At 67.1% G+C, this 21472-nt stretch carries 16 protein-coding genes; 13 read left to right on the top strand and 3 right to left on the bottom strand.

The window, feature by feature from the left end; translation table 11 throughout:
• Nucleotides 1–15: 15 nt before the first annotated feature.
• Both HYV14_08670 and HYV14_08665 read left to right on the top strand, forming a co-directional pair.
• Nucleotides 16–1179 (top strand): DUF1015 domain-containing protein, encoded by a 1164-nt coding sequence (locus HYV14_08670; GenBank protein MBI2386074.1) that lies wholly within the window; start codon nucleotides 16–18, stop codon nucleotides 1177–1179.
• Entirely contained in the window at nucleotides 1176–1865 is a 690-nt protein-coding gene (locus HYV14_08665) for a glycosyltransferase (protein MBI2386073.1), read from the top strand. Before HYV14_08670 ends, HYV14_08665 begins: the two co-directional genes overlap by 4 nt.
• Nucleotides 1866–1868: 3 nt before the next feature.
• On the opposite strand, the gene dusB is transcribed toward HYV14_08665, so the two are convergent.
• Nucleotides 1869–2888, bottom strand: coding sequence for a tRNA dihydrouridine synthase DusB (dusB, locus tag HYV14_08660; protein MBI2386072.1), 1020 nt, complete (start codon nucleotides 2886–2888; stop codon nucleotides 1869–1871).
• A 120-nt stretch (nucleotides 2889–3008) separates the two neighbouring features.
• Here dusB and HYV14_08655 point away from each other — a divergent pair, with 120 nt between their 5' ends.
• Entirely contained in the window at nucleotides 3009–3974 is a 966-nt protein-coding gene (locus HYV14_08655) for a D-glycerate dehydrogenase (protein ID MBI2386071.1), read from the top strand.
• Between the two features lie 3 nt (nucleotides 3975–3977).
• Here the strand turns inward: HYV14_08655 and HYV14_08650 are convergent, their stop codons facing one another.
• Nucleotides 3978–4628 carry a hypothetical protein gene (locus tag HYV14_08650; protein MBI2386070.1) on the bottom strand — a complete coding sequence of 217 codons (651 nt, stop codon included), beginning with the start codon at nucleotides 4626–4628 and terminating at the stop codon, nucleotides 3978–3980.
• Nucleotides 4625–5329, bottom strand: coding sequence for a hypothetical protein (locus HYV14_08645; protein ID MBI2386069.1), 705 nt, complete (start codon nucleotides 5327–5329; stop codon nucleotides 4625–4627). Before HYV14_08645 ends, HYV14_08650 begins: the two co-directional genes overlap by 4 nt.
• Nucleotides 5330–5404: 75 nt before the next feature.
• On the opposite strand from HYV14_08645, the gene glgP reads away from it, so the two are divergent.
• The 10 genes from glgP to HYV14_08595 all read left to right on the top strand — a co-directional run bounded on the left by glgP (nucleotide 5405) and on the right by HYV14_08595 (nucleotide 21464).
• On the top strand, nucleotides 5405–7549 hold the full coding sequence (glgP, locus tag HYV14_08640) for an alpha-glucan family phosphorylase (protein MBI2386068.1): 2145 nt from the start codon (nucleotides 5405–5407) through the stop codon (nucleotides 7547–7549).
• An 8-nt stretch (nucleotides 7550–7557) separates the two neighbouring features.
• Nucleotides 7558–9732 carry a UvrD-helicase domain-containing protein gene (locus HYV14_08635; GenBank protein ID MBI2386067.1) on the top strand — a complete coding sequence of 725 codons (2175 nt, stop codon included), beginning with the start codon at nucleotides 7558–7560 and terminating at the stop codon, nucleotides 9730–9732.
• The gene (gatC, locus tag HYV14_08630) at nucleotides 9733–10020 is read left to right on the top strand and encodes an Asp-tRNA(Asn)/Glu-tRNA(Gln) amidotransferase subunit GatC (GenBank protein ID MBI2386066.1); all 288 of its coding nucleotides are present in this window, start codon (nucleotides 9733–9735) and stop codon (nucleotides 10018–10020) included.
• The gene (locus tag HYV14_08625; GenBank protein MBI2386065.1) at nucleotides 10017–11252 is read left to right on the top strand and encodes a tetratricopeptide repeat protein; all 1236 of its coding nucleotides are present in this window, start codon (nucleotides 10017–10019) and stop codon (nucleotides 11250–11252) included. Before gatC ends, HYV14_08625 begins: the two co-directional genes overlap by 4 nt.
• 8 nt (nucleotides 11253–11260) lie before the next feature.
• Nucleotides 11261–12712: an Asp-tRNA(Asn)/Glu-tRNA(Gln) amidotransferase subunit GatA gene (gene gatA, locus HYV14_08620; protein MBI2386064.1), complete on the top strand. Its 1452-nt coding sequence runs from the start codon at nucleotides 11261–11263 to the stop codon at nucleotides 12710–12712.
• Nucleotides 12709–13119, top strand: coding sequence for an NUDIX domain-containing protein (locus HYV14_08615; GenBank protein MBI2386063.1), 411 nt, complete (start codon nucleotides 12709–12711; stop codon nucleotides 13117–13119). Before gatA ends, HYV14_08615 begins: the two co-directional genes overlap by 4 nt.
• Entirely contained in the window at nucleotides 13116–15788 is a 2673-nt protein-coding gene (locus HYV14_08610) for a trypsin-like peptidase domain-containing protein (GenBank protein ID MBI2386062.1), read from the top strand. Before HYV14_08615 ends, HYV14_08610 begins: the two co-directional genes overlap by 4 nt.
• 353 nt (nucleotides 15789–16141) lie before the next feature.
• Nucleotides 16142–16375: a hypothetical protein gene (locus HYV14_08605; GenBank protein MBI2386061.1), complete on the top strand. Its 234-nt coding sequence runs from the start codon at nucleotides 16142–16144 to the stop codon at nucleotides 16373–16375.
• Between the two features lie 137 nt (nucleotides 16376–16512).
• Nucleotides 16513–17964 carry an Asp-tRNA(Asn)/Glu-tRNA(Gln) amidotransferase subunit GatB gene (gene gatB / locus HYV14_08600; GenBank protein MBI2386060.1) on the top strand — a complete coding sequence of 484 codons (1452 nt, stop codon included), beginning with the start codon at nucleotides 16513–16515 and terminating at the stop codon, nucleotides 17962–17964.
• Complete coding sequence (locus HYV14_08595) at nucleotides 17961–21464, top strand: tetratricopeptide repeat protein (protein ID MBI2386059.1); 3504 nt, start codon at nucleotides 17961–17963, stop codon at nucleotides 21462–21464. The genes gatB and HYV14_08595 overlap by 4 nt, the downstream gene beginning before the upstream one ends.
• Nucleotides 21465–21472: the final 8 nt, after the last annotated feature.

The raw sequence follows: 21472 nt of genomic DNA, 5'->3' as shown, positions 1-21472 counted from the left end.
ACGGGATGATGATTCATGGCTGATGTCCGACCTTTTCGAGGAGTTCGTTATTCCGCCCCTTCGCTGGACTCCGCGCTGTGTCCTCCGTACGATGTGATAGGACCGGAGCTTGCCGCCGCTTTGCGGCGGCGTACGGCGAATGCCGTACATCTGGAATTGCCGCAGGGTGAGCCGCCCGCGAAGTACGGCCGGGCGGCGGCTCTTTGGCGCCGGTGGACCGTGGATGGGACCCTCTCCAGGGACCCGAAGGCCGCGTTCTACGCCATCGAAGAGCGCTACGCGCTCAACGGCCGGAAATATACGCGGCGAGGGATCCTTGCCGCCCTTGGCGCGACCCCGAAAGCCGCGAAGGCGATCATCCCGCACGAGCGCACCTTGGCCAAACCGAAGGTCGATCGTCTTAAGATGCTCGACGCCGTCGGCGTCAACATCTCCCCGATCTTCGGCGTCTTCGCCGATCCCTCCGGCGCCGCGCGCCGGTCGATCCGCGCCGGCATGAAGGGCCGCCCCGACGCGGCGGGCCGCTCGCACGCGGGCGTCGACTACAAGCTGTGGGTCGTCGACGAGCCGAAGATCGTTTCCGCGATCCGCAAGGCGCTGGCGCCGCGCCCCATCCTCATCGCCGACGGCCATCATCGCTACTCCGTGAGCCGCGACCACCACGCGAGGACGAGGGGCCCGGGCACCGACGCGGTGCTGACCTACCTGGTGCCCGACGAGGACGCGGGGCTGGTCGTCCTGCCCACCCACCGGATCGCCAAGAAGAGCCTGCTCGAGCGCGCCGCCGCCCTCTCTTCCCTTAAAAGAGCCCGGAACTTGAAGGAGCTCGAGAAGCTCGTCGCCGCGTCCCGGAACCCGTACGCGTTCGGCCTCGTCGAGGACGGCTTCCATTTCGGCGAGCCGAAGCCGTACGGCTGCCGCAGCGGACTCGCGGTCGAGTGGCTCGGCTCCCGGCTCCTCGCGGGCGTCAAGCCCGACGAGATGAGCTACACCCCCGACGCCGCGCTCGCCGCCAAGAAGGCGAAGGCGATCGGCGGCGCCGCGGTGCTCGTCAAGCCGTTCTCCGTGGCGCAGGTGCGGCGCGCCGCCAAGGCCGTCGGCCTCCTGCCCCAGAAATCCACCTACTTCTTCCCGAAGATCGCGACCGGCCTCGCCTTCCGTCCGCTGGACGCCGAATGAAGTTCTCCGTCATCGTCGCGGCCTACAACGAGGGCCCGCAGATCGGCTCCTCGCTCAAGCGCCTGCGCCAGATCTCCCACACCAGCCCGATGGAGGTCATCGTCGTCGACGGCGGCTCCGACGACGGCACGGTGGCCGCCGCGCGCGAGTGGGCCGACGAGGTCCTCGAGCTCGACAAGCCGAACCGCGGCGCGCAGTGGCACGCGGGCGCGGAGAAGGCGACGGGCGACCTGCTCTTCTTCCTGCGCGCCGACGCCCAGCCGCCGGGGAGTTGGCAGCAGGCGCTCGAGCATTTCTGGCTGGCCACTCCGACGGGCGGCCTGGCCGCCACGGCGTTCTCCGTCTCCTACGGGGCGGGGATGGGCCTCTCCCTCCTGTCGATGTGGTCCAACGCGCGCGTGCGCTCGGGCCTGGCCTCCTCCGACCACGGCCTGTGCACGACGCCGGAGATCTATAAGGCCGTCGGCGGCTTCCCCGCGTTCCCGGTCCTCGAGGACCTGGAGTTCTCCCGGCGCCTGGCCGCGCGCGGCCGCATCGCGCTGCTGCCCGAGCGCCTGCGCCCCGCCGCCCGCCACGTCCACTCGATCGGGCCGCTCGCCTACATCGCCCGCCGGGTCTGGCTCGAGACGCGCTACAAGATGGGCGACACCCCCGAGGAGCTCTTCGCCGCCGCGCCGAACCTCTAGACGCTACTCGGCGAGAAGCAGCGGCACCGTCGGGGGCGGAGCGTCCGCCGGGAGCCGGTCGAAGAACTCCGAGATCAGGCGGGCGATCTCGTCGCAGTCCATCGTCGAGCAGACGCCGACGCGCATGACCTTGTTGTGCGGCAGGCCCTGCGAATACCAGACCGTGATGCGGCGCATGTTCAGCGCGGCCTGCCGGTCGCCGAGGAGCCGACGCTGGAGCGCGAAATGCTTGAGCAAGGTCTCCTTCCTTTCCGGCACGCCCGGCACGTAGGCCGACTCCCGGCGGCCGTTCATCACGTCGTCGAGGTTGCGGTAGATCCAGGGGTTGCCGATGCCGCCGCGGCCGATCATGATGCCGTCGCAGCCGGAGACCTCCAGCAGGCGCCGGGCGTCCTCGGGCGTCAGCACGTCGCCGTTGCCGATGACGGGGATCTTCACGGCGCGCTTGACCTTGCCGATGGCCTCCCAGTCCGACTTGCCGGCGTAGCCCTGGGCCTGGGTGCGGCCGTGGACGGTGACGGCGCAGAGGCCGGCGCCCTCGGCGCGCTTGGCGAGCTCGACGGCCTCGTCGCCGGAGGGGTCCTTGAAGCCCTTGCGGGTCTTCATCGTGACCGGGATCTTGACCGCGCCGCGCACGGCGCGGAACACCTTTTCGGCGCCGGCCGGGTTCGTCAGCAGCGCGGAGCCCTCGCCGTTGCCGACGACCTTCTTGACCGGGCAGCCGAGGTTCATGTCGATGAGGTCGAAGCCCATCTCCTCGAGTATCGACGCGGCTTCGGCCATCATCCCCGGATCGCAGCCGAGAAGCTGCGCGCCGAGCGGCTTGTCCTCGGGCGTGGTGTCGAGCATGCGCCGCGTCTTGGCGTTCTCGCGCGTCAGCGACTGGGCCGAGACCATCTCCAGGTAGCAGAAGCCCAGCCCCTTCTCGCGCGCGATCAGCCGGAACGGGAGGTCGGAGCAGGCGGCGAGGGGGGATTGGATGATATTCGAGGCGAGCTCGAGGCCGCCTATCCGCAAGGACATGAGGAGATTTTAGCACTTCCCCGTCGAGGGAAACGGTTCATCCGTCGTCCATGCGGAGTTATTCATTCCGTTACCCGGGGAAAAACCGTGAAAAGCCCGGTCTAAGCTATAATCAACGGAATGGCCAAACCCAAAGTCCTCGTCACGCGCCGCGTCCCCCGCGAGTGCCTCGACCTCCTGAGGAAGCATTTCGACGTCGAGCACTACGACCATGGGACGGCGATCCCGCGCGGGCGCCTGCTCAAGAGCGTGAGGGACAAGGACGGCCTGCTGTGCCTGCTCACCGACCGGATCGACGCGGAGCTGCTCGCGGCCGGGCCGAAGCTGAGGGCGGTGTCGACGTTCTCCGTCGGCTACGACCACATCGACGTGCCCGCCTGCAAGGCCCGCGGCGTCGCCGTGACCAACACTCCCGGCGTGCTGACCGAGTCCACGGCGGACTTCACCTGGGCGCTCCTGATGGCCGCGGCGCGCCGCGTCGTCGAGGGCGACGCCTGCGTGCGCGGCGGCCGGTTCAAGGGCTGGGACCCGCTGATGCTCCTCGGTACCGACGTGTTCGGCAAGACCTTGGGCGTGATCGGCTTCGGGCGCATCGGGCAGGCCGTGGCCAAGCGGGCGGGGGGCTTCTCCATGCGCGTGCTCTACTACGACACGCGCCGCGCCGCGCCGGAGGCGGAGAAGGCGCTCGGCGCGAAGTTCGTCCCGATCAAGGAGCTGCTGCGCGAGTCCGATTTCGTCTCGGTCCACACCGTCCTCGACGAGAGCACGCGGCATCTCCTCGACGATAAGGCGTTCCGCCTGATGAAGAGGTCCGCGTACCTCATCAACGCGGCCCGCGGCCCGATCGTCGACGAGGATGCGCTGGTGCGCGCGCTGAAGTCGGGCCGGATCCGCGGCGCGGGGCTCGACGTGTACGAACGGGAGCCGAAGACGGCGCCCGGCCTCGCGTCCTGCCGGAACGCGGTGCTGGCGCCGCACCTGGCCTCGGCGACGCTCGAGACCCGCAAGAAGATGGGCGTGATGGCCGCGTCGGGCCTCGTCGACGCCCTTGTCTGCAAGGCCCGCTCGCCGTACGCCGTCGATTAGGCTCTAAGGGGCGTTCAGGAAGCGCAGCATGGCCGCGATCGCGGCCTCGACCCGGGTCAGGACGAACAAGGTGATCTCGTCGCGCATCCCGGCCTCGCCCCGCGTGACCGTGAGGAACTCGGCGAGGTTGCGCCGCGCGCGGCGGACGATGTACGCGCGGCGCCGCTCGGTCCGGGGGGCGCGGTCGAGCAGCTCCTTGAGCGAGTCGAGCTCCAGCCGGCTGCCGGCCTCGGCGACCAGGGCCTGCCACGGCTTGCCCCGGCGCTCGGGGGGAAGGGCCTCGGTCTCGAAGAGCGTCCTGATCGCCGCCTGGGACAGGACCTGCTTGACCGCCTCGCGGCGGGCCGCCGGCTCGGCGCCGGGCTCGAGGTTGAACGAGAGGTCGGCGTAATCGCCGGGCGCCAGGAGCTTCTCGAAGGTCTCCTTGTGGTCCAGCAGCGCGCCCGGCTTGAGGAAGGAGTCGCGCATATCCGCGTAGAGGCGGGCGCAGGCTTCCTCGTAGAGGGTCCGCTTGTACTCGCGCAGCGGCCCCGCGCACTCCTGCAGCTTGCGGCGCAGGTAGCTCCAGGGGTCGGTCTCGTAATGGCGCACGGCTTGGGGGAAGCTGGCGGCCTCTCCCAGGCGGGCGAGGAGGGGCAGCGCGGTGGCGGTCACGGCTTCCTCTCGACCCGGTCCGGCAGGCCGTGGAGGAAGTACTCGGCCGGGAAGCGGCCTCCGGGCGCCGACTCGTCCCAGGCCCCGTAGGCGTACACGTTCGGGCGCCCGTCCTCCCAGGGGTCGAAGGCGAGGCAGACCGCGGGCGAGTCCGACGGGGAGCAGACGACGGCGGCGGTGTGGTACGGCCGGGTCGCGCGGCGCTCGTCCCGGGCGCCCCAATGCTCGAGGTCCATGGCCGTCAACTCCGACCAGATCAGGTCCGACCAGTCCCGGCACAGGCCTTTCTCCCGCTTGTTCTTGGAGACGAGGCGGGAGAGCTCGTCCCGCTTGGCCTCGAGGGCGGAGCGCAGGCGCTTGTCCTTGTAGGGGTCGTCCCCGGCGAGGGCGGCCAGCGACTCCTGGAGGCCGGCGATCTCCTTCTTGCGCAGCGCGATCATGCCTTCCACGAGGCGGGCGGGCTGGAAGGGCTCGTCGACGTCCTCGATGACGGCCTCGCTCAGCACCCCCGTGCGCCAGCCCGCCTCGAGCTTGCGGGCGACGACGTCCCGGTAGCGGCGGTACATCTTCTTGAGCTCCACGCGCGCCTCGGCCGGCAGGGCGTCCACCAGCTCCCGGGCCTGCTGGGCGCGCAGGCCGGCCTCCGCGTCCTGGGCAGGGGCGGGGGAGGCGAGCAGCAGGGCCAAAGCGAAGGGGAGCACGACGACAGGATAGTCGTCCCCGCGGGCGGCGTCAAGGCCTTGGACGCCCCGTCGATAAAGTGTAGAATCCTTGTTATGGTTATCACCGACTCCTACAACGACTGGCAGCTCCCTCCCCGGCTCTCCCGCCTCAAGGACCTGGCGTACAACCTCTGGTGGAGCTGGCACCCCGAAGCCCGCGCCCTGTTCAAAGAGATCGACCTCACTCTTTGGGCGGAGACGCACCATAACCCCGTCTCCCTGATGCGCAGCGTCCCCCCGACCCGCTTGGAGCAGCTGGCGGCTGATCCCGGGTTCCTGTCCCGCCTCGACGCGGTCATCGCCGCCTTCGACCGCTACATGACCACGGACCAGACCTGGTTCGCCAAGAACCACCCCGAGATGAAGGGCAAGAACATCGGCTATTTCTCGGCCGAGTTCGGCGTCCACAACTCGCTGAAGATCTACTCCGGCGGCCTCGGCATCCTCGCCGGCGACCACTGCAAGTCCGCCTCGGACCTGGGCGTGCCCCTCGTCGGCGTCGGCTTCATGTACCCCGAAGGCTACGTCGTCCAGAAGATGTCCTCCGACGGCTGGCAGCAGAACGTGTATGAGTCGGTCAACTGGGACGTCTCCCCGGTCCGCCCCGTGTTCGGCCCCTCGGGCGGGCGCATGCTGCTCGATATTCCCCTTGGCCGCGGGACCATCAAGGTCGCCGTGTGGAAGGTGCAGGTCGGCCGCGTGCCCCTGTTCCTGATGGACACCAACGTCGACGGCAACTCGCCGCTCGACCGCGAGATCTCCGGCCGCCTGTACGGCGGCGACCGGACGATGCGCCTGCGCCAGGAGATCATCCTGGGCATCGGCGGCGTGCGCGTGCTGCGCGCGCTCGGCGTGCACCCGGCGGTGTTCCACGCCAACGAGGGCCATTCCTCTTTCTTGTTCCTCGAGCTCGCCCGGGAGAAGGTCGCCGGCGGGACCTCCCTCGACGAGGCCCTGCGCCAGGTCGGCGAGAACGCCGTGTTCACGACGCACACCCCCGTCGAGGCCGGCCACGACGTGTTCGCCGAGGAGATGATCGCGGAGTACTTCTCGTCGTATTGGCCCCAGCTCGGCGTGGACCGCGAGCGCTTCATGGACTTCGCGCGCGTCCCCGGCCACACCGGCTGGAACATGACCGCGCTGTCGCTGAAGATCGCGGGACGGCGCAACGCCGTCAGCCGCCGCCACGGACAGGTCTCCCGCGAGATGTGGAAGATCCTGTGGCCCTCCCTGCCGGAGAACGAGGTCCCGATCGCGCACGTCACCAACGGCGTGCACCTGCCGACCTGGGTCAACCAGGAGCTCGGCGAGCTCTACGACCGCTACCTCGGAGCCGACTGGCGCGTGCGCCAGGACGACCAGGCGGTCTGGTCCAAGGTCGCGTCGATCCCCGACGAGGTGCTCTGGCTCCAGCACAACCGCAACAAGAGCGCTCTGCTGCAGTTGGCCCGCGCGAGGGCGCGAGCCCGCTGGATGAAGGAGAAGCACGACCCGGCCCAGGTGCTGGCCAGCGGCGCGCTGCTCGACCATCCCGCGCTCGTCATCGGCTTCGCCCGGCGCTTCGCGAGCTATAAGCGCGCGACCTTGATCCTGAGCGACCTGCCGCGCCTCAAGAAGATGCTGTTCGACCCGTGGCGTCCCGTCCAGCTCGTGTTCGCCGGCAAGGCTCACCCGGCCGACGACGGCGGCAAGGCGCTGATCCAGCAGGTCTATCAACTGGCCAAGAACCCCGAGTTCGGCGGCCGCATCGCCTTCATCGAGGACTACGACATGCACGTCGCCCGCTACCTGGTCCAGGGCGTCGACATGTGGCTCAACAACCCGCTGGCGCCCCTCGAGGCCTGCGGCACCTCCGGAGAGAAGGCCGGGGCCAACGGCGTGCCCAACTTCTCGGTGCTCGACGGCTGGTGGGAAGAGGGCTTCAACAACGGCAACGGCTGGCCCATCGGCCAGGCCGGCGGCCGCGGCGCCGGGCCCGAGGCCGACAAGGCCGACGCCGAGGACATCTACCGCACGCTCGAGGAGAAGATCGTGCCCCTGTACTATGACCGCGACGAGCACGGCATCCCCCGCGGCTGGGTCAAGGTCATGAAGGAGTCCATCCGCTCGGTCGCCTCCGAGTACGGGGCCGACCGCATGGTCAAGGATTACTGCAACATGCTGTACGCCCCGAAGCGGGAGGCCGTCGGCTCTCATTGAGCGTACCCATGGGCGTCGATCTCGACAAGCTCAACCCTGAGCAAAGGGCCGGGGCGACGCACCTGGACGGCGCCTTGCTCGTGCTCGCCGGCGCGGGCACGGGCAAGACCCGCGTCATCACCTACCGCATCGCGCGCCTGATCGAGACGGGCACGCCCCCGGACCGCATCCTCGCCGTCACCTTCACGAACAAGGCGGCCGGCGAGATGCGCAAGCGCCTCGAGGAGCTGGCGCCCGGCAAGGGCGCGCTCGTCTGGGCCTTCACCTTCCACTCCTTCTGCGCGAAGCTGGTGCGCATGCATCACCAGGAGCTGGGACTGCCGCGTCACTTCACGATCTACGACCAGGGCGACCAGAAGAAGCTCGTGACCGAGTCGATGAAGGAGCTCGGCCTCGAGGACCAGAAGTCGAAGGCGGGCCTGTTCGTCAACATCATCTCGCGCGCCAAGGACGACCTGCTCGACGCGGGCTCCTACGAGATCCACGCGATGTCCTCGATCGATCAGAGTCGGCAGACGGCGGCGAAGATCTACAAGGTCTACGAGAACAAGCTCAGCAAGGCGGGGGCGCTCGACTTCGGCGACCTGCTGCTCAAGACCTGCCAGCTGCTGCGCGACCACCCCGAGGTCCGGGCCAAGTGGCAGGAGCACTTCACTCATCTTCTGGTCGACGAGTACCAGGACACCAACCACGCCCAGTACATCCTCACCAAAACCCTCGCGGCGAAGCACAAGAACGTCTGCGTCGTCGGCGACGACGACCAGTCCATCTACTCCTGGCGCGGCGCCAACATCCGGAACATCCTCGAGTTCGAGCGGGATTTCCCGAACACGATGGTCGTCACGCTCGAGCAGAACTACCGATCGACGAGCCGCATCCTGGACGCCGCAGCGCTCGTCATCCACCATAATAAAACGCGCAAGCCGAAGAAACTGTGGACGCAGGCGCCTGCCGGCGACGAGGTCCGCGTGCAGGAGCTGCCCAACGAGCACGAGGAGGCGACCTACGTCGTGCGCCGGATCCAGGACGAGGTCTCGGCGGGGCGCTCTCTCAAGGAAGTCGCCGTGTTCTACCGCACGAACGCCCAGTCGCGCTCCTTCGAGGAGGCGATGCGCCGCGCGCGCATGCCCTACAAGATCGTCGGCGCGATGCGCTTCTACGAGCGCAAGGAGATCAAGGACGCGATGGCCTACGCGCGCATCGTGGTCAACAAGCGCGATTCGGTGTCCCTCGACCGGGTCGTCAACTGCCCGCCGCGCGGCCTCGGCGCGAAGAGCCTCGAGCTCGCCGAGAACTACGCCGCCGCGCACAATCTCTCTCTCTGGGACGCATTCTGGGCTCACGGCCAGATCGACGGCCTCGGCGCGAAGGCCCACTCCGCCTTCAGCGACTTCACGCAGACCCTCGAGAAGCTGCGCGAGACGACGGAGAAGCTGCCCGCCGGCGGCGCCATGGCGCTCATCTTCGAGGCGACCGGCTACTGGGCCTGGATCGAGTCCGAGATGGACACCGACCCCGAGGCCGCGGGGCGCCTGGCCAACCTCCAGGAGCTCCTCAACGCCGTCAAGGAGTACGACGACAAGGAGAAGCAGGCCGGCCGGACCAGCACCTTGGCCACCTACCTCGAGGAGGTCGCCCTGCAGACCGGCCTCGACGACTACGACGAGAACACGCCCGCGGTGACCTTGATGACGATCCACCTCGCCAAGGGGCTCGAGTACCCCGTCGTGTTCCTGACCGGGCTCGAGGAGGGGCTGTTCCCGATCGGTGGCGGCAACGCGACCCCGGAAGACCTGGAAGAAGAGCGCCGGCTGTGCTACGTCGGCATCACTCGGGCGCGCGAGCGCCTGTACATGACCTACGCCGCCACGCGCCGCCTGTTCGGCCAGGTCTACGCGAGCCTGCCCTCGCGCTTCATCATCGAGGCGAAATTGTTCGGTTCGGCGGCCCGCGAAGCAGCCCCCGGGGGCGCTCCGGCGTTTGTCCGTCCCGCTGCGGCGGCGCCGACGTCCGCGCGCGCCGCCGGCTTCAAGAACGGCCAGCGCGTGAAGCACCCGCAGTTCGGGCGCGGGATCGTCGCCGAGATCTCCGGCGCCGGCGACACGATGAAGGTGACCGTGCGATTCGACGACGGACGCGTGGCCAAGCTGCTCACCCGCTACGCGCCTCTGGAGCCCGCTTAAATGAGCGTGTCCGACGACGAAGTGAGGAAGATCGCCAAGCTCGCGCGCCTGCGCCTGACCGACGCCGAAGTCGCGCTGTACGGCGGCCAGCTGTCGAAGATCCTCGACTCGATGGCGGAGCTCTCCAAGGCCGACACCGGCGGCGTGGCGCCCACGACCTCGGTCCTCGGCGCCGTCAACGTGATGCGCGACGACGCGCCGTCGCCGTTCGAGGACACGGAGACGCTTCTCGCCAACGCGCCGGAGCGCGACGGCCCCTACTTCAAGGTGCGGAAGGTGATCGAATGAAGGCCCTGCTGGCGGCCGTCATCCTCGTCGTCCCCGGTCTCGTTTCGGCCGCCTCGCCCGACGCGAAGGCCAAGCGCGCCCTGTCGGCGGCCAACCGCCTTTACCACAAGCTCGACCTCGCCGAGGCCTCCGCGCGCTTCGACGAGACGCTCGAGTCCGTGCCGGGCTGGAAGACGGCGGCGGGCTTCCGCGCCTCGTGCCGCTGGACGCTCGGCGACCTCTCCGGGGCGGCCGAGGACGCCAAGCTCGCGGCGAAGCTCAAGCCCAACGACGCGCAGTCCCACGCCGCGCGCGGCAAGGCCCGGCTCGTGCTCAAGGACTACGCCGGCGCGCTGTCCGACTTCCGCGCCTCTTCCGCCGCCGACGGCCGCTCGGTCGAGGGCCCGCTCGGCGAGGGCAGCACTTTGTCGGCACTCGGCAAGTCCCGCGAGGCCCTGGCCGCCCTCAACGCCGCGCTCAAGCGCGACCCCGGCTCCGCGGCCGCCCTGCTGATGCGCGGCTCCGTCAAGGACCGCCTGCGCGATTACCGCGGCGCCGCCGACGACTACGGCGCCATCCTCGAGATCAACCCGAGGTTCGCCTGGGCCCGCTACTACCGGGGCAAGGCCCTGCGCGAGCTCAAGGATTACCGCGGCGCCGACGCCGAATTCTCCGCGTTCCTCGAGACGAACGAGGAGCACGAGGATTCCTTCTACCTGCGCTCGAACGTGCGCTTTCTCCTCGGCGACTACCGCGGCGCCGTCGCCGACCTGACCAAGGTGATCGCCCTCAACCCGCGCAAAGGCCTCGCCTACTCCAACCGCGGCCAGACCCGCGCCTTGCTCGGCGACAAGCCCGGCGCCGTCGCCGACCTGCGCAAGGCCCTCGAGCTCGACCCGCAGCGCCGCGACAAGATCACCGCCGCCATCGCCGCCATCGAATCCGACGCCGCGCCCGAACCCGAGCCCGAGCCTGAGCCCGCGGCCCCCGCTCCGGAGAAGGCCGCGCCTCGCCGTCCCCGGGCCGAGGACCGCGACGCCCCGTCCTTCGGCGACGACGGCCCCGCCGTGAGCATCGAGAAGTCGGGCAAGGATGTCGCGCCCAAAAGGATCAAGGCGCCGGAGTCCGACCTCGACGATCTTCCTGCCGCCAAGCCGGAAAAGGCCGACCCGCCGCCCGCCCGCCGCCCGCGCAAAGGGACGGCCGAAGAGCGTCACAACGGCGAAGAAGAGTCGTTGTTCATCGATAAGTAATCGAAAAAATGGATATCACTGAAAAAACAGCCGCCCAGATCTCCGACGCCGTCCGCGGCGGGGAGGTCTCGGCCGAGGCCGTCGCCGCCGCGCACTTCGAGCGCATCTCCAAGCTCGACGGCTCGATCAAGGCGTTCCTCGCGGTGACGAAGGACCGGGCGCTCGAGCAGGCGCGCGCCGTCGACCTGAAGCGCAAGAAGGGGGAGAAGCTCGGCGTCCTGGCGGGAGTCCCCGTGGCGTTGAAGGACAACATCCAGCTCAAGGGCGTCGAGACCACGTGCGCATCGAAGATATTGAAGGGTCACATCGCCGCTTACGACGCGACGGTCACCGAACGGCTGCTGCACGCGGACGCGGTGATCGTCGGTAAGACGAATCTCGACGAGTTCGCCATGGGCTCGTCCACCGAGAACTCGGCCTTCCAGAAGACCGCGAACCCGTGGGATCACGCCTGCGTCCCCGGCGGCTCCTCGGGCGGGTCCGCGGCGGCCGCGGCGGCGCGGATGTGCGCCTTCTCGCTGGGCTCCGACACCGGCGGCTCGATCCGTCAGCCCGCGGCGTTCTGCGGCGTCGTGGGGCTCAAGCCCACCTACGGCCTCGTCTCGCGCTTCGGCCTCGTCGCCTTCGCCTCCTCCCTCGATCAGATCGGCCCCTTCGCCCGCACCGTCGGCGACGCGGAGCTCGCGCTGTCCGTGATCGGCGGCCACGACCCGAAGGACACGACCTCCGCGCCCAACGCGCCCGCCGCGCCGTCGCCCGCGCCCAAGGACCTGAAGGGCCTTCGCGTCGGCCTGCCCAAGGAGTACCTCATCGAGGGCCTCGACCCCGAGATCGAGAAGTCGGTGCGCGCCGCCGTCGCTGCGCTGGAGTCCCTCGGCGCCGAGATCAAGGAGGTCAGCCTTCCGCACACGAAGTACGCGGTCGCGGCCTACTACATCATCGCCCCGTCCGAGGCGTCCTCGAACCTCGCGCGCTTCGACGGCATCCGCTACGGCTTCATCGACAAGGGCGCGACCAGCTTGCAGGAGGTCTACGAGATGACCCGCGGCGCCGGCTTCGGCTCCGAGGTCAAGCGCCGCATCATGCTCGGCACCTACGCGCTCTCCTCCGGCTACTACGACGCCTACTACGCGAAGGCCCAGAAGGTGCGCACCTTGATGGCCAACGATTTCAAGGAGGCGTTCAAGCAGGTGGACCTCATCGCCGGTCCCACGACGCCGACGCCGCCCTTCCGCTTCGGCGAGAAGACGAACGACCCGATCGCGATGTACCTGTCGGACATCTTCACCATCCCGTCGAACATGGCCGGCAACGCCAGCGTCTCGGTCCCGTGCGGGCTCTCGTCGAAAGGCCTGCCGATCGGGCTCCAGCTCATCGGCGACGTTTTCCAGGAAAAGAAGCTTCTCTCCGCGGCGAAGGCCCTCGAGGCCGTCAAGCCGTTCGCGGTTTTGAAGGGATGAAGGAAGCCAAGGAGTACGCGGCCGGCGGGATCGTCGAGAGGAACGGGAAGGTCCTGCTCGTGAAGGTGGCCAATCTCGAGGGGAAGGTCGTGTGGACCTTCCCGAAAGGCCATCTCGAGAAGAAGGAGACTCCGCTCAAGGCCGCCTTGCGCGAGGTCGAGGAAGAGACGGGCTGGAAGTGCCGCAGCGTCGGGCCGCTGGCCCTCGTCCGCTATCGCTTCAACCGCAACGGGCGTCCCGTGGCGAAGAAGGTGCGCTGGTACCGGATGGAGCCGGTCGAGAAGACCGGGCGTCCGGACGAAGTCGAGATCATGAAGACGAAGTGGGTTTCGCCCGCCAAAGCGGCCAAAATCCTCTCGTACCCGAGTGATTTGAAGATCCTGAAGAAGCGCTCCAGCCGGCCGTGAAAAGAGCCAGGGCGGCGCTCGCGCTTCTTCTTGCTGTCGCCATCCCCGTTCGTGCCGAGACCACGACCGACCCTCTTTGGTACCTGCTCTCGACTTATGTGTTGGCCCCGGACGCTCGGGCCGTCGAGGCCCCGAACGACGGCCCCGCCGACGAAAAGGGATTGGCCGCCCTCCAGGCCGACCTTTCGGTTTTGACCGACGGCTTCGAGGGATTCCGCAACGAGGCGCAGGTCAAGGAAGCGCTTGAGCGGCTCAAGCCGCGAATGTCTCCCGAACTCAGGCCGTTCTTCGAGAACCGCGGCTCGAGCCTCGACGTGATCTATCGCACGCTCGCCGTTACCGACTACACCTGGGCCCAACGCTTTCCCGAACCGCCCTGCGATCCTCTCGCCGCCCGCCGCAAACTCCTGGCCGCCCGCGACGGCCTATTCCAAAACGAGAAAGGCGAAGCGTCGCCGTGGCTCGTGGCGCTGCTCGGTCCCCAAGCGGAGGGGAAATCCGCGGAACAGGCCCTCGATCAGGCCTCGTCCCAGGCGAAGTTGACCGGCGCTGATTACGAGAAGCTTCGCGCCAGGGTCCGGAAGCTGACCATGGCGCTCGCCTCCGACAAAGCCGTCGGCGCCGCCCGCTCCAAGCTCTACTGCTCCCGTGCCGCGGCCTTTGAGGGCCTCGCCGCCGCTCACCGCGCGAAGGACGCGACGCTCATCTCGGCGGGCCGTGCCGTCTCCCATAATCCGGAGGAATCCGTGTTCGTCGTCGTGTGGAAGGATCAGCGCGCCGCCGCCACCCTATTAAGGACGAAGAGCGGCGCAGTGCTCGTCACTGACGCCGCCGTCGTCGCCGACACCGACCATCCCTATCTTTTCGCCTATGCGGGGAACGCGAAGCCGCTATCCCTTACGGCAACGGTCGTTCGCCGCCATCCCGAGCTCGGCGTGGCCGTGCTCTCCTATGCCGAGGACCTTGCCCGGCCCGCGCTCGCCCTATCGGGCGAGACTCCCGCGAAAGACGATCTTGTCGCCGCCGTCGGGCACACCTCGGTCTCGGGTCTGTGGACGAAGACCTCCGGTCTCGTGACCAAGATCGGGGAAGCGAGTTTCCAGACCGACGCCGCCATTTCGCCCGAGTTGAGCGGCGGCCCCGTTCTCAACGAGGCGGGGGAGGTCGCGGGCCTTCTCGTGCAGCGACCCGCCGATACGGAAGAAGGCCGCTGGCCCGTCGCCATCCCGGCGCCCATCCTCGTCCGCTGGCTCGATGATCCCGCGTCCTCGTTATCATCGGCCACGACTCCCGAAGTCATCGAGGACGCCGGTACCGCCGCCATCCTGACCCGCGCGCTCTCCAGCCCTCTGACCGAGGCCGGACTTGGCGCGTGGAATATCCCGAACCTTCCGCCTCCACCGTCGGTGCCCAGGGGCGTGTGCGTGCAAAATTGCGGCGGGGGGAGTTCTTCGGGGTCGTCCTATTCAGGGAGTTACGCGGACAACGGCAGCGCGGAGTTGGGCAAGGCCCTTGGAGAGTTGGGCGCGGTCCTTATCCTCAAAGGCATTCCCGCGCTTTTCCGGGGGATCGGGAAGCTGTTCAAGAAGAACGGGGTATCGACCCCCAAGGCTCCGGCGATCGCCAAGGCCGCTCCGGCCCCCAAAACAGAATCCACGTCTCCCCCGCCCCCGCCGCCGCCGCCGAAGCCGACCTGCGAGCTAATGAAGATCGGCGCCCCTAAGAAGGCGGGCGTGGAGCCGTTCGAGGTGGCGGTCGCGGTTTCTTGTAAGGGCGGCAAGGTCCCGTTGTCCGGACACTCGGTGAAGTTTACGTTCGAATGGGACGGGAATCTGTCCACGCAAACGGTGACGGTAATCACCGACGAGAGCGGTCTCGCGCCCCTCGTCATGCAGGTATCGAATGACGAGACCAAGGTCGAGAAGGTCCGCAATGTGTCCCAGCGGAGCCACGACGAATTGGACCATTACGATCCCGAACAGAGGGATCCGGAGGAGCCCGCGGAGCCGAAGGAGGACGAATCCGCTCCGGCCCCGTCCGTGACGAGCCAAGATAACGGCCTGATCACGGCCTCGGACACCGTGACGATCGCGAAGACCACGACGGCGGCGACCGCGGCTGCCGAGGCCGAAGAGGCTATCGCCGCGTCGATGGCGGCCGCGAGGACGGCGCGGATCGCGAACGCGGTACGGGCTGGAGGAATTTTTAAGCTCGGCGGGAACGGCAAGGTCTTGCGCGTGATTGCGACCTTCACCCTTTCGGGTACCGCGGCCACCGTCGTCGGCGCGGCCATAGTGGTGATCACGGTCAAGCAGACGTTCGAGATTGGGTGGGCCATCGGCACCGTCGCCGAAGGGAAAATCTCCGAGATACAAAGAGGATTGAAACAGTACGACCAGGATTCCAAGGCGAGCATTTTAGAGCCGGAGTCACATGGTGAAGGGATTCCCGAACCCGATTCACCAGTAATTACCTCTGGCAAATGGCAATGCAAAGCAATCTGCAATGTGCAGGTGATAGGAAAAACAAAGTGTCCCGAAAGGGTGTATGGCCGTGGGGGGAGTAGTTCCGAAGAATCCGCATGCCGTGAAGCGAAGAGAAACGCGACTCAATCGACGCCGCGAGGATGCTACCCCAGACACTGTCGTTGCGATTGCGGGAAATCATGAAATACAAAATTGGCGACAGAGTTGTGTTGGCGAAAATTCCGGAGTGGGTTCAGACTCTCCCGGCTGAAAGCCGGCTCGCTTTCAAAGTGTGCCTATATAAAGCGTATTCAATCGTCGAAATTGACCCAAATGGGTTGCTTGTTTTGGATGTCAGCTCGGATGTCGACACTGTGCTGGGAAGTAAATTTAATGACATCCGTGTCGAATCGAAGTACGTAACACCTCCGCGGTCTCCCAAAAGAGCGCGCGCCCAGAAACGGAAATCTTAGGCATCCGTTGAGGATCGAGCGTGACTGTAGTCCCAAGGCTGGTGTCAATTCCAGCTTAGAATGATCGACAGATTTCGATATAAGATGATCCGAATATACGCCGACTTCAACAGCCAAGATGAACAGGGCCGCGTGCGGCTCAGCACTGTGGGGTCTCGTAAAGATATCGAAAGACATCGCTCCAAGCTGAAAGAGGGTATGGAAGTTATCCTGTACACACCTGGCGATTTCGAGGTGCGCGGGACGCTGACTTTTGACCAGATCTGGCTTGGCATCCCCGATTTGAGCACGATCCGATATGAGAACCCCGAGAAATAGGCGATGAACGGCGGCGCAAAGACCAATATTCGCTCGAATGGATGAATTTCGTCTAATAGCTTCGTGACCGTAGTCCCATGGTCCGGGACCGCTCCGGCCTGGCAATTTTGGGATAATCCACTCACAATGGGAACCGCGTGAAAGAATACGAACTGATCATCGGACTCGAAGTCCACTGCCAGCTGGCCACGAAGACCAAGCTGTTCTGCGGCTGCGGCACCGACGGCTTCGGCCAGGCGCCGAACAGCCGCGTCTGCCCCCTGTGCACCGCCCAGCCGGGCGTCCTGCCCGTCCTCAACCGGCGCGCGGTCGAGCTTGCCTTTCAGGCGGCCATGGCGCTCGAGTGCGAGCTGGCGCCGCAGTCCATCTTCGCCCGCAAGAACTACTTCTACCCCGACCTGCCGAAGGCCTACCAGATCTCCCAGTACGACCAGCCCTTCTCCCAGCACGGGAAGCTCGCGATCACGGTCGGCGGCGCGGTCAAGACGATCGGCATCACCCGCATCCACCTCGAGGAGGACGCGGGCAAGCTCGTCCACGACCTGGCCGGCTCCAAGCTCGACGGCTCGCTCGTGGACCTCAACCGCTCGGGCGTGCCCCTCATCGAGATCGTCAGCGAGCCCGACATGCGCACCTCGGAGGAGGCCTACGCCTACCTGACCGCCCTCAAGGAGGTCATCCAGTTCACGGGCTCCTCGCGCTGCGACATGGAGAAAGGCGAGATGCGCTGCGACGCGAACGTGTCCGTGCGCCCCGTCGGGCAGAAGGAGTTCGGCACCCGCACGGAGACGAAGAACCTCAACTCGTTCAAGAACGTGAAGGACGCGATCGACGCCGAGTTCCGGCGCCAGGTGTCGGTCATCGAGAGCGGGGGGAAGATCGTCCAGGAGACCCGCCTCTGGGACGCCGCCCTGCAGGCCGGGCGCTCGATGCGCACGAAGGAAGACGCTCACGACTACCGCTATTTCCCCGACCCCGACCTCGTGCCCCTCGTCGCGGACCCGAAATGGGTCGAAAAACTGCGGTCGGAATTACCCGAGCTTCCCGCGAAAAAAAGGGCTCGCTTTACCGGGCAATTGGGGCTATCCTCGTACGACGCCGAGGTTCTGACGGGCGACAGGGTCCTCTCCGAGTACTTCGAGAAGGCCGTCGCGGCCGCTCCCTCCGGGTCCGCTAAAACCGTGTCCAACCTATTGACCACCGAGATGCTCGGCCGCCTCAACGCCGAAGGCAAGGCCGCGCCGCAGTCGCCGGTCGCGGCCGCGCACCTGGGCGAGCTGGCCGGCCTCGTCGCCGGCGGGACCTTGTCCTCCAAGGGGGCCAAGGACGTGTTCGCGAAGATGTGGGAGACCGGCAAGGGGCCGAAGGCGCTCGTGGACGAGCTCGGTCTTTCTCAAGTGTCCGACGACAAGCAGGTCATGGAGTGGGTGCTTCAGGCGCTCGCGGCCAATCCCAAGGCCGCCGCCGACCTGAAGGGGGGCAAGGACGCCGCCATCGGCTCGATCGTCGGCGGCGTCATGAAGCTCTCCAAGGGGAAGGCGAACCCAGCCCTCGTCAACAAGCTCATCAAGGAGGCCGTCAAAGCATGAACAGCATCCCGCTTCTCGCTCTCGCGCTGCTGCTGTCCGCCCCCGCGCGCGCCTACGACACGATCCGCTTCCTCGAGCCCATCAAGGGCGACGAGATGGCCAAGCCCGTCGCGGCGGCGGCCTCGGCCGACCGCCTCTACGTCGTCGACGAGAAGAAGAACTCCCTTTTCCTCTACGACCTGGCGGGCAAGCTGATCAAGACCGTCGGCCGCTCCGGCAGCCAGCAGGGCGCCTTCAGCGGGCCGCGCGGCGTCGCGGTCGGGCCGAAGGGCAGCGTCTACGTCGCCGACACCGGCAACAGCCGCGTCGAGATATTCGACCGGGACGGCAACTTCGTCTACGCGTTCGGGGAGAAAGGGTCCGAGCCGGGCAAGCTCAAGAACCCGGAGTCCGTGGCCGTCGGCGCCGACGGGCGCATCTACGTCTCCGACACGGGCAACAACCGCGTGCAGGTCTTCACCGAGGAGGGCATCCTGCTTTTCCTTTTTGGGCGCTATGGGAAGGAGCCGGGTCTGCTCAACAACCCGACGCGCATCGCGGTGGACCCCTCCGACAATGTCTTCGTCCTCGACCGCAACAACGAGCGCGTGCAGAAGTTCGACTCCTCCGCGAAGTTCGTCAAGGAGTACGCGCTCCTCGGCAACGACTTCACGGCGGACCAGTACGGCTTCCTGTACGTCGTCGACGGCAAGAACGGCAAGGTCATCGAGCAGTCCGGCGAGGGCTTCATCATGGGCAAGTTCGGCTCCCTCGGCTCCGGCGTCGGCCAGATGCGCAAGGCCGAGGGCATCGCGATCACGCCCGACGGGATCCTGATCGTGCTCGACACCGGCAACAACCGCATCCACCGCGTGGAGCTGACCAACAAGCTGAAGGTCAAGCCGCTGCCGGTCAATCTGCAGACCAAGATGTCGGTGTCCGGACCTTCCCGGACCTGGCCCTACTCGGCCTCGATCCTCGCGCCGTACGGCGACGACCTGTACGCCTGGCTGCCGAAGGAGATGCAGTTCGTCCTCATCGACGAGAAGGGCAAGGAGAAGCAGCGCTTCGGCGTCTCGAAGGGCAAGGGCGGCGAGGTCACCCGCGGCGTCGGCGGCATGGCCGCCGTGAAGTCGGCGAAGGTCGAGGGCCTCTACGTCACGGACAACCCCAACCACCGCCTCCAGCAGTTCGCTCTCGACGGGAAATGGAAGTCCAACGTCGGCGAGGCCCAGGGCTTCTTCGACAGCAAGCGCCGCGAGGGCCGCATGAAGAACCCCAACGGCGTGGCGATCAACGGCGAGGGCGTCGTGTACGTGGCCGACACCGGCAACCAGCGCATCGACGCCTTCAGCCCCGAGGGCGTCTTCCTGTTCGGCTTCGGACCGAAGGTCGGATCCTACATGCTGCTCGAGCCGGTCGCGGTCGCCTGGGACAAGGCCGGCTTCATCTACTTCGTGGACAAGGGCCTCAAGCGCGTCTTCAAGTGCGAGCCGTCCGGCGCCTACATCAACTCCTGGGGCGAGGACGGCGACGGGCCCGGCGAGTTCAAGTCGCCCGTCTCGATCGCCTTCGACGGCCAGAACTACCTCTACACTCTCGACTCGGCGCTGCGCCGCGTCAGCGTCCACACCAAGGACGGCAAGTGGCTCGCCGACTTCTTCGCGGGCGGCAAGCAGGAGCGCGAGCTGCTCGAGCCGATCGCCGTCTCCGTCCAGGGCGACAAGCTCGTCATCGCCGACAAGGGCAAGAGCCGCCTCGTCAGCTACGACCTGCACCCGATGCTCACCGCGCCCGCGGCGCTCTCCACGTCGACCAGGGACGGAATCGTCTCGATCTCCTGGGAGCCCGTCGCCGACCCGTGGACGGGCGGCTACGTCGTCACGCGTTCGACCGGGGCGTTCGGCCCGTGGGCGCGGGCGGGGGAGACCAAGGCCGAGAAATTCGAGGACTCGGAGGTCACCCCGTACGAGAAGTACTGGTACCGCGTCGCGACCAAGTCCAAGACCTCGGACGTGGGCCCGGCCGGCCGTCCCGTCGAGGTGTTCGTCGCGGGTTCCTTCAACCGGTCGCCCGTCGAGATCTCGACGATCACCCTCGGCGACATCTTCGCGGCGAACTACAAGTGGTACCTGCGCAACCCGATGGGCTCGGCCGTGCTCACGAACAACGTGAACGTGGCCTTCCAGAACGTCAAGCTGACCTTCAAGCTCAAGGACTACATGGACTTCGGCTTCGACACCGAGATCAAGAAGCTCGAGCCGAAGCAGACCGTCGAGATTCCCCTGATCGCGACGCTCAACAACAAGGTGCTCGACGTCAGCGAGGACACGCCGATCCAGGCGGAGTTCACGATGACGTACTTCGAGAGCGGCAAGCAGCAGACGGTGTCGATCACGAAGCCCCTGCGCCTGTACTCGCGCAACGCGATCACCTGGCAGGACCCGCAGCGCATCGCGAACTTCGTGACGCGCAAGGACCCGCCGGTGCGCGACTTCGTGCGCGGCGTCTCCACCCTCGAGTTCAAGAACCGCAAGGCGGCCGCGCTCAACGAGCCCGTCGTCAAGGCGATGCGCCTGTGGAACGCCCTGTCGGAGTTCGGGATCAAGTTCGTCGCGAACGCGGCGAACCCGTTCGAGACCGCCCACGACGACCCGAACTTCCCGGTGGACTACACGCAGTTCCCGCGCGAGACCCTGCGCAGCAAGGCCGGGCAGTGCTCCGACCTGACGTCCCTGTACGGGGCCATGCTCGAGGACAGCGAGGTCCGCGTGGCCGTCCTCGACTACCCCGGCCACATGACGATGATGTTCGACGCCGAGGCCGAGGACGCCGCGGAGGCGGGCATGCCCGCCGACCTGCTCGTCGAGCACGAGGGCACGATGTGGGTCCCGGTCGAGGTCACCTATATCGGCAAGCCGTTCATCGACGCGGTCTCCAAGGCCGCGTACGCGTACAAGACCGAGGCGGAGAAGGGCCGGGTGAAGGTCTACTCCCTGCACGCGGCCTGGGGCACGTACGAGCCGGTGACGATGCCGCCGACCGACTTCTCCCCGAAGTTCCCGGAGTCCTCCGGGCTCGAGCGCCGCTACGACGACCAGGTCAACGTTCTCGCCAAGGACCGCTACGCGTTCCTCAAGAAGCTGTACGAGGAGGACATCCGCCGCAACGGCAAGGACGTCGACGCCCAGCTCCAGCTCGGGATCATCGAGTACCAGTTCGGCAACCGCGAGGCGGCGCTGACGGAGTTCAACAAGGTGCTCGCGCTCGATCCGGCGAACGCGGCGGCGCTCAACAACCTCGGCAGCGTGGCCTTCCTCGAGGGCGACAACGTCGAGGCGGAGCGGCGCTTCACGCAGGCGGCGGACGCCGAGCCGAACGATCCGACGATCTGGCTCAACCTCGTCAAGACCTCGCTGCGCCTGAACAAGGCGGACAAGGCGAAGGCGATGGGCGAGAAGGCCGTGGCTCTCGCCCCGGCCTACAAGCCGGCCGTGGACAGTCTCATCAAGGGAAGCTGATCTAAGGA

The sequence above is a fragment of the Elusimicrobiota bacterium genome, assembly GCA_016182905.1.
In the GTDB taxonomy this organism is placed as follows: Bacteria; Elusimicrobiota; Elusimicrobia; order UBA1565; family UBA9628; genus GWA2-66-18.
This window is presented reverse-complemented; position numbering and strand designations above follow the sequence as displayed.

Bases quoted from the DNA above. Each gene is read 5' to 3' on its own strand.
- HYV14_08665 (MBI2386073.1), top strand. From the start codon at position 1,176: ATGAAGTTCTCCGTCATCGTCGCGGCCTACAACGAGGGCCCGCAGATC.
- HYV14_08670 (MBI2386074.1), top strand. From the start codon at position 16: ATGGCTGATGTCCGACCTTTTCGAGGAGTTCGTTATTCCGCCCCTTCG.
- glgP (MBI2386068.1), top strand. From the start codon at position 5,405: ATGGTTATCACCGACTCCTACAACGACTGGCAGCTCCCTCCCCGGCTC.
- HYV14_08615 (MBI2386063.1), top strand. From the start codon at position 12,709: ATGAAGGAAGCCAAGGAGTACGCGGCCGGCGGGATCGTCGAGAGGAAC.
- HYV14_08625 (MBI2386065.1), top strand. From the start codon at position 10,017: ATGAAGGCCCTGCTGGCGGCCGTCATCCTCGTCGTCCCCGGTCTCGTT.
- gatC (MBI2386066.1), top strand. From the start codon at position 9,733: ATGAGCGTGTCCGACGACGAAGTGAGGAAGATCGCCAAGCTCGCGCGC.
- HYV14_08655 (MBI2386071.1), top strand. From the start codon at position 3,009: ATGGCCAAACCCAAAGTCCTCGTCACGCGCCGCGTCCCCCGCGAGTGC.
- HYV14_08605 (MBI2386061.1), top strand. From the start codon at position 16,142: ATGATCCGAATATACGCCGACTTCAACAGCCAAGATGAACAGGGCCGC.
- dusB (MBI2386072.1), bottom strand. From the start codon at position 2,888: ATGTCCTTGCGGATAGGCGGCCTCGAGCTCGCCTCGAATATCATCCAA.
- gatA (MBI2386064.1), top strand. From the start codon at position 11,261: ATGGATATCACTGAAAAAACAGCCGCCCAGATCTCCGACGCCGTCCGC.
- HYV14_08635 (MBI2386067.1), top strand. From the start codon at position 7,558: ATGGGCGTCGATCTCGACAAGCTCAACCCTGAGCAAAGGGCCGGGGCG.
- HYV14_08595 (MBI2386059.1), top strand. From the start codon at position 17,961: ATGAACAGCATCCCGCTTCTCGCTCTCGCGCTGCTGCTGTCCGCCCCC.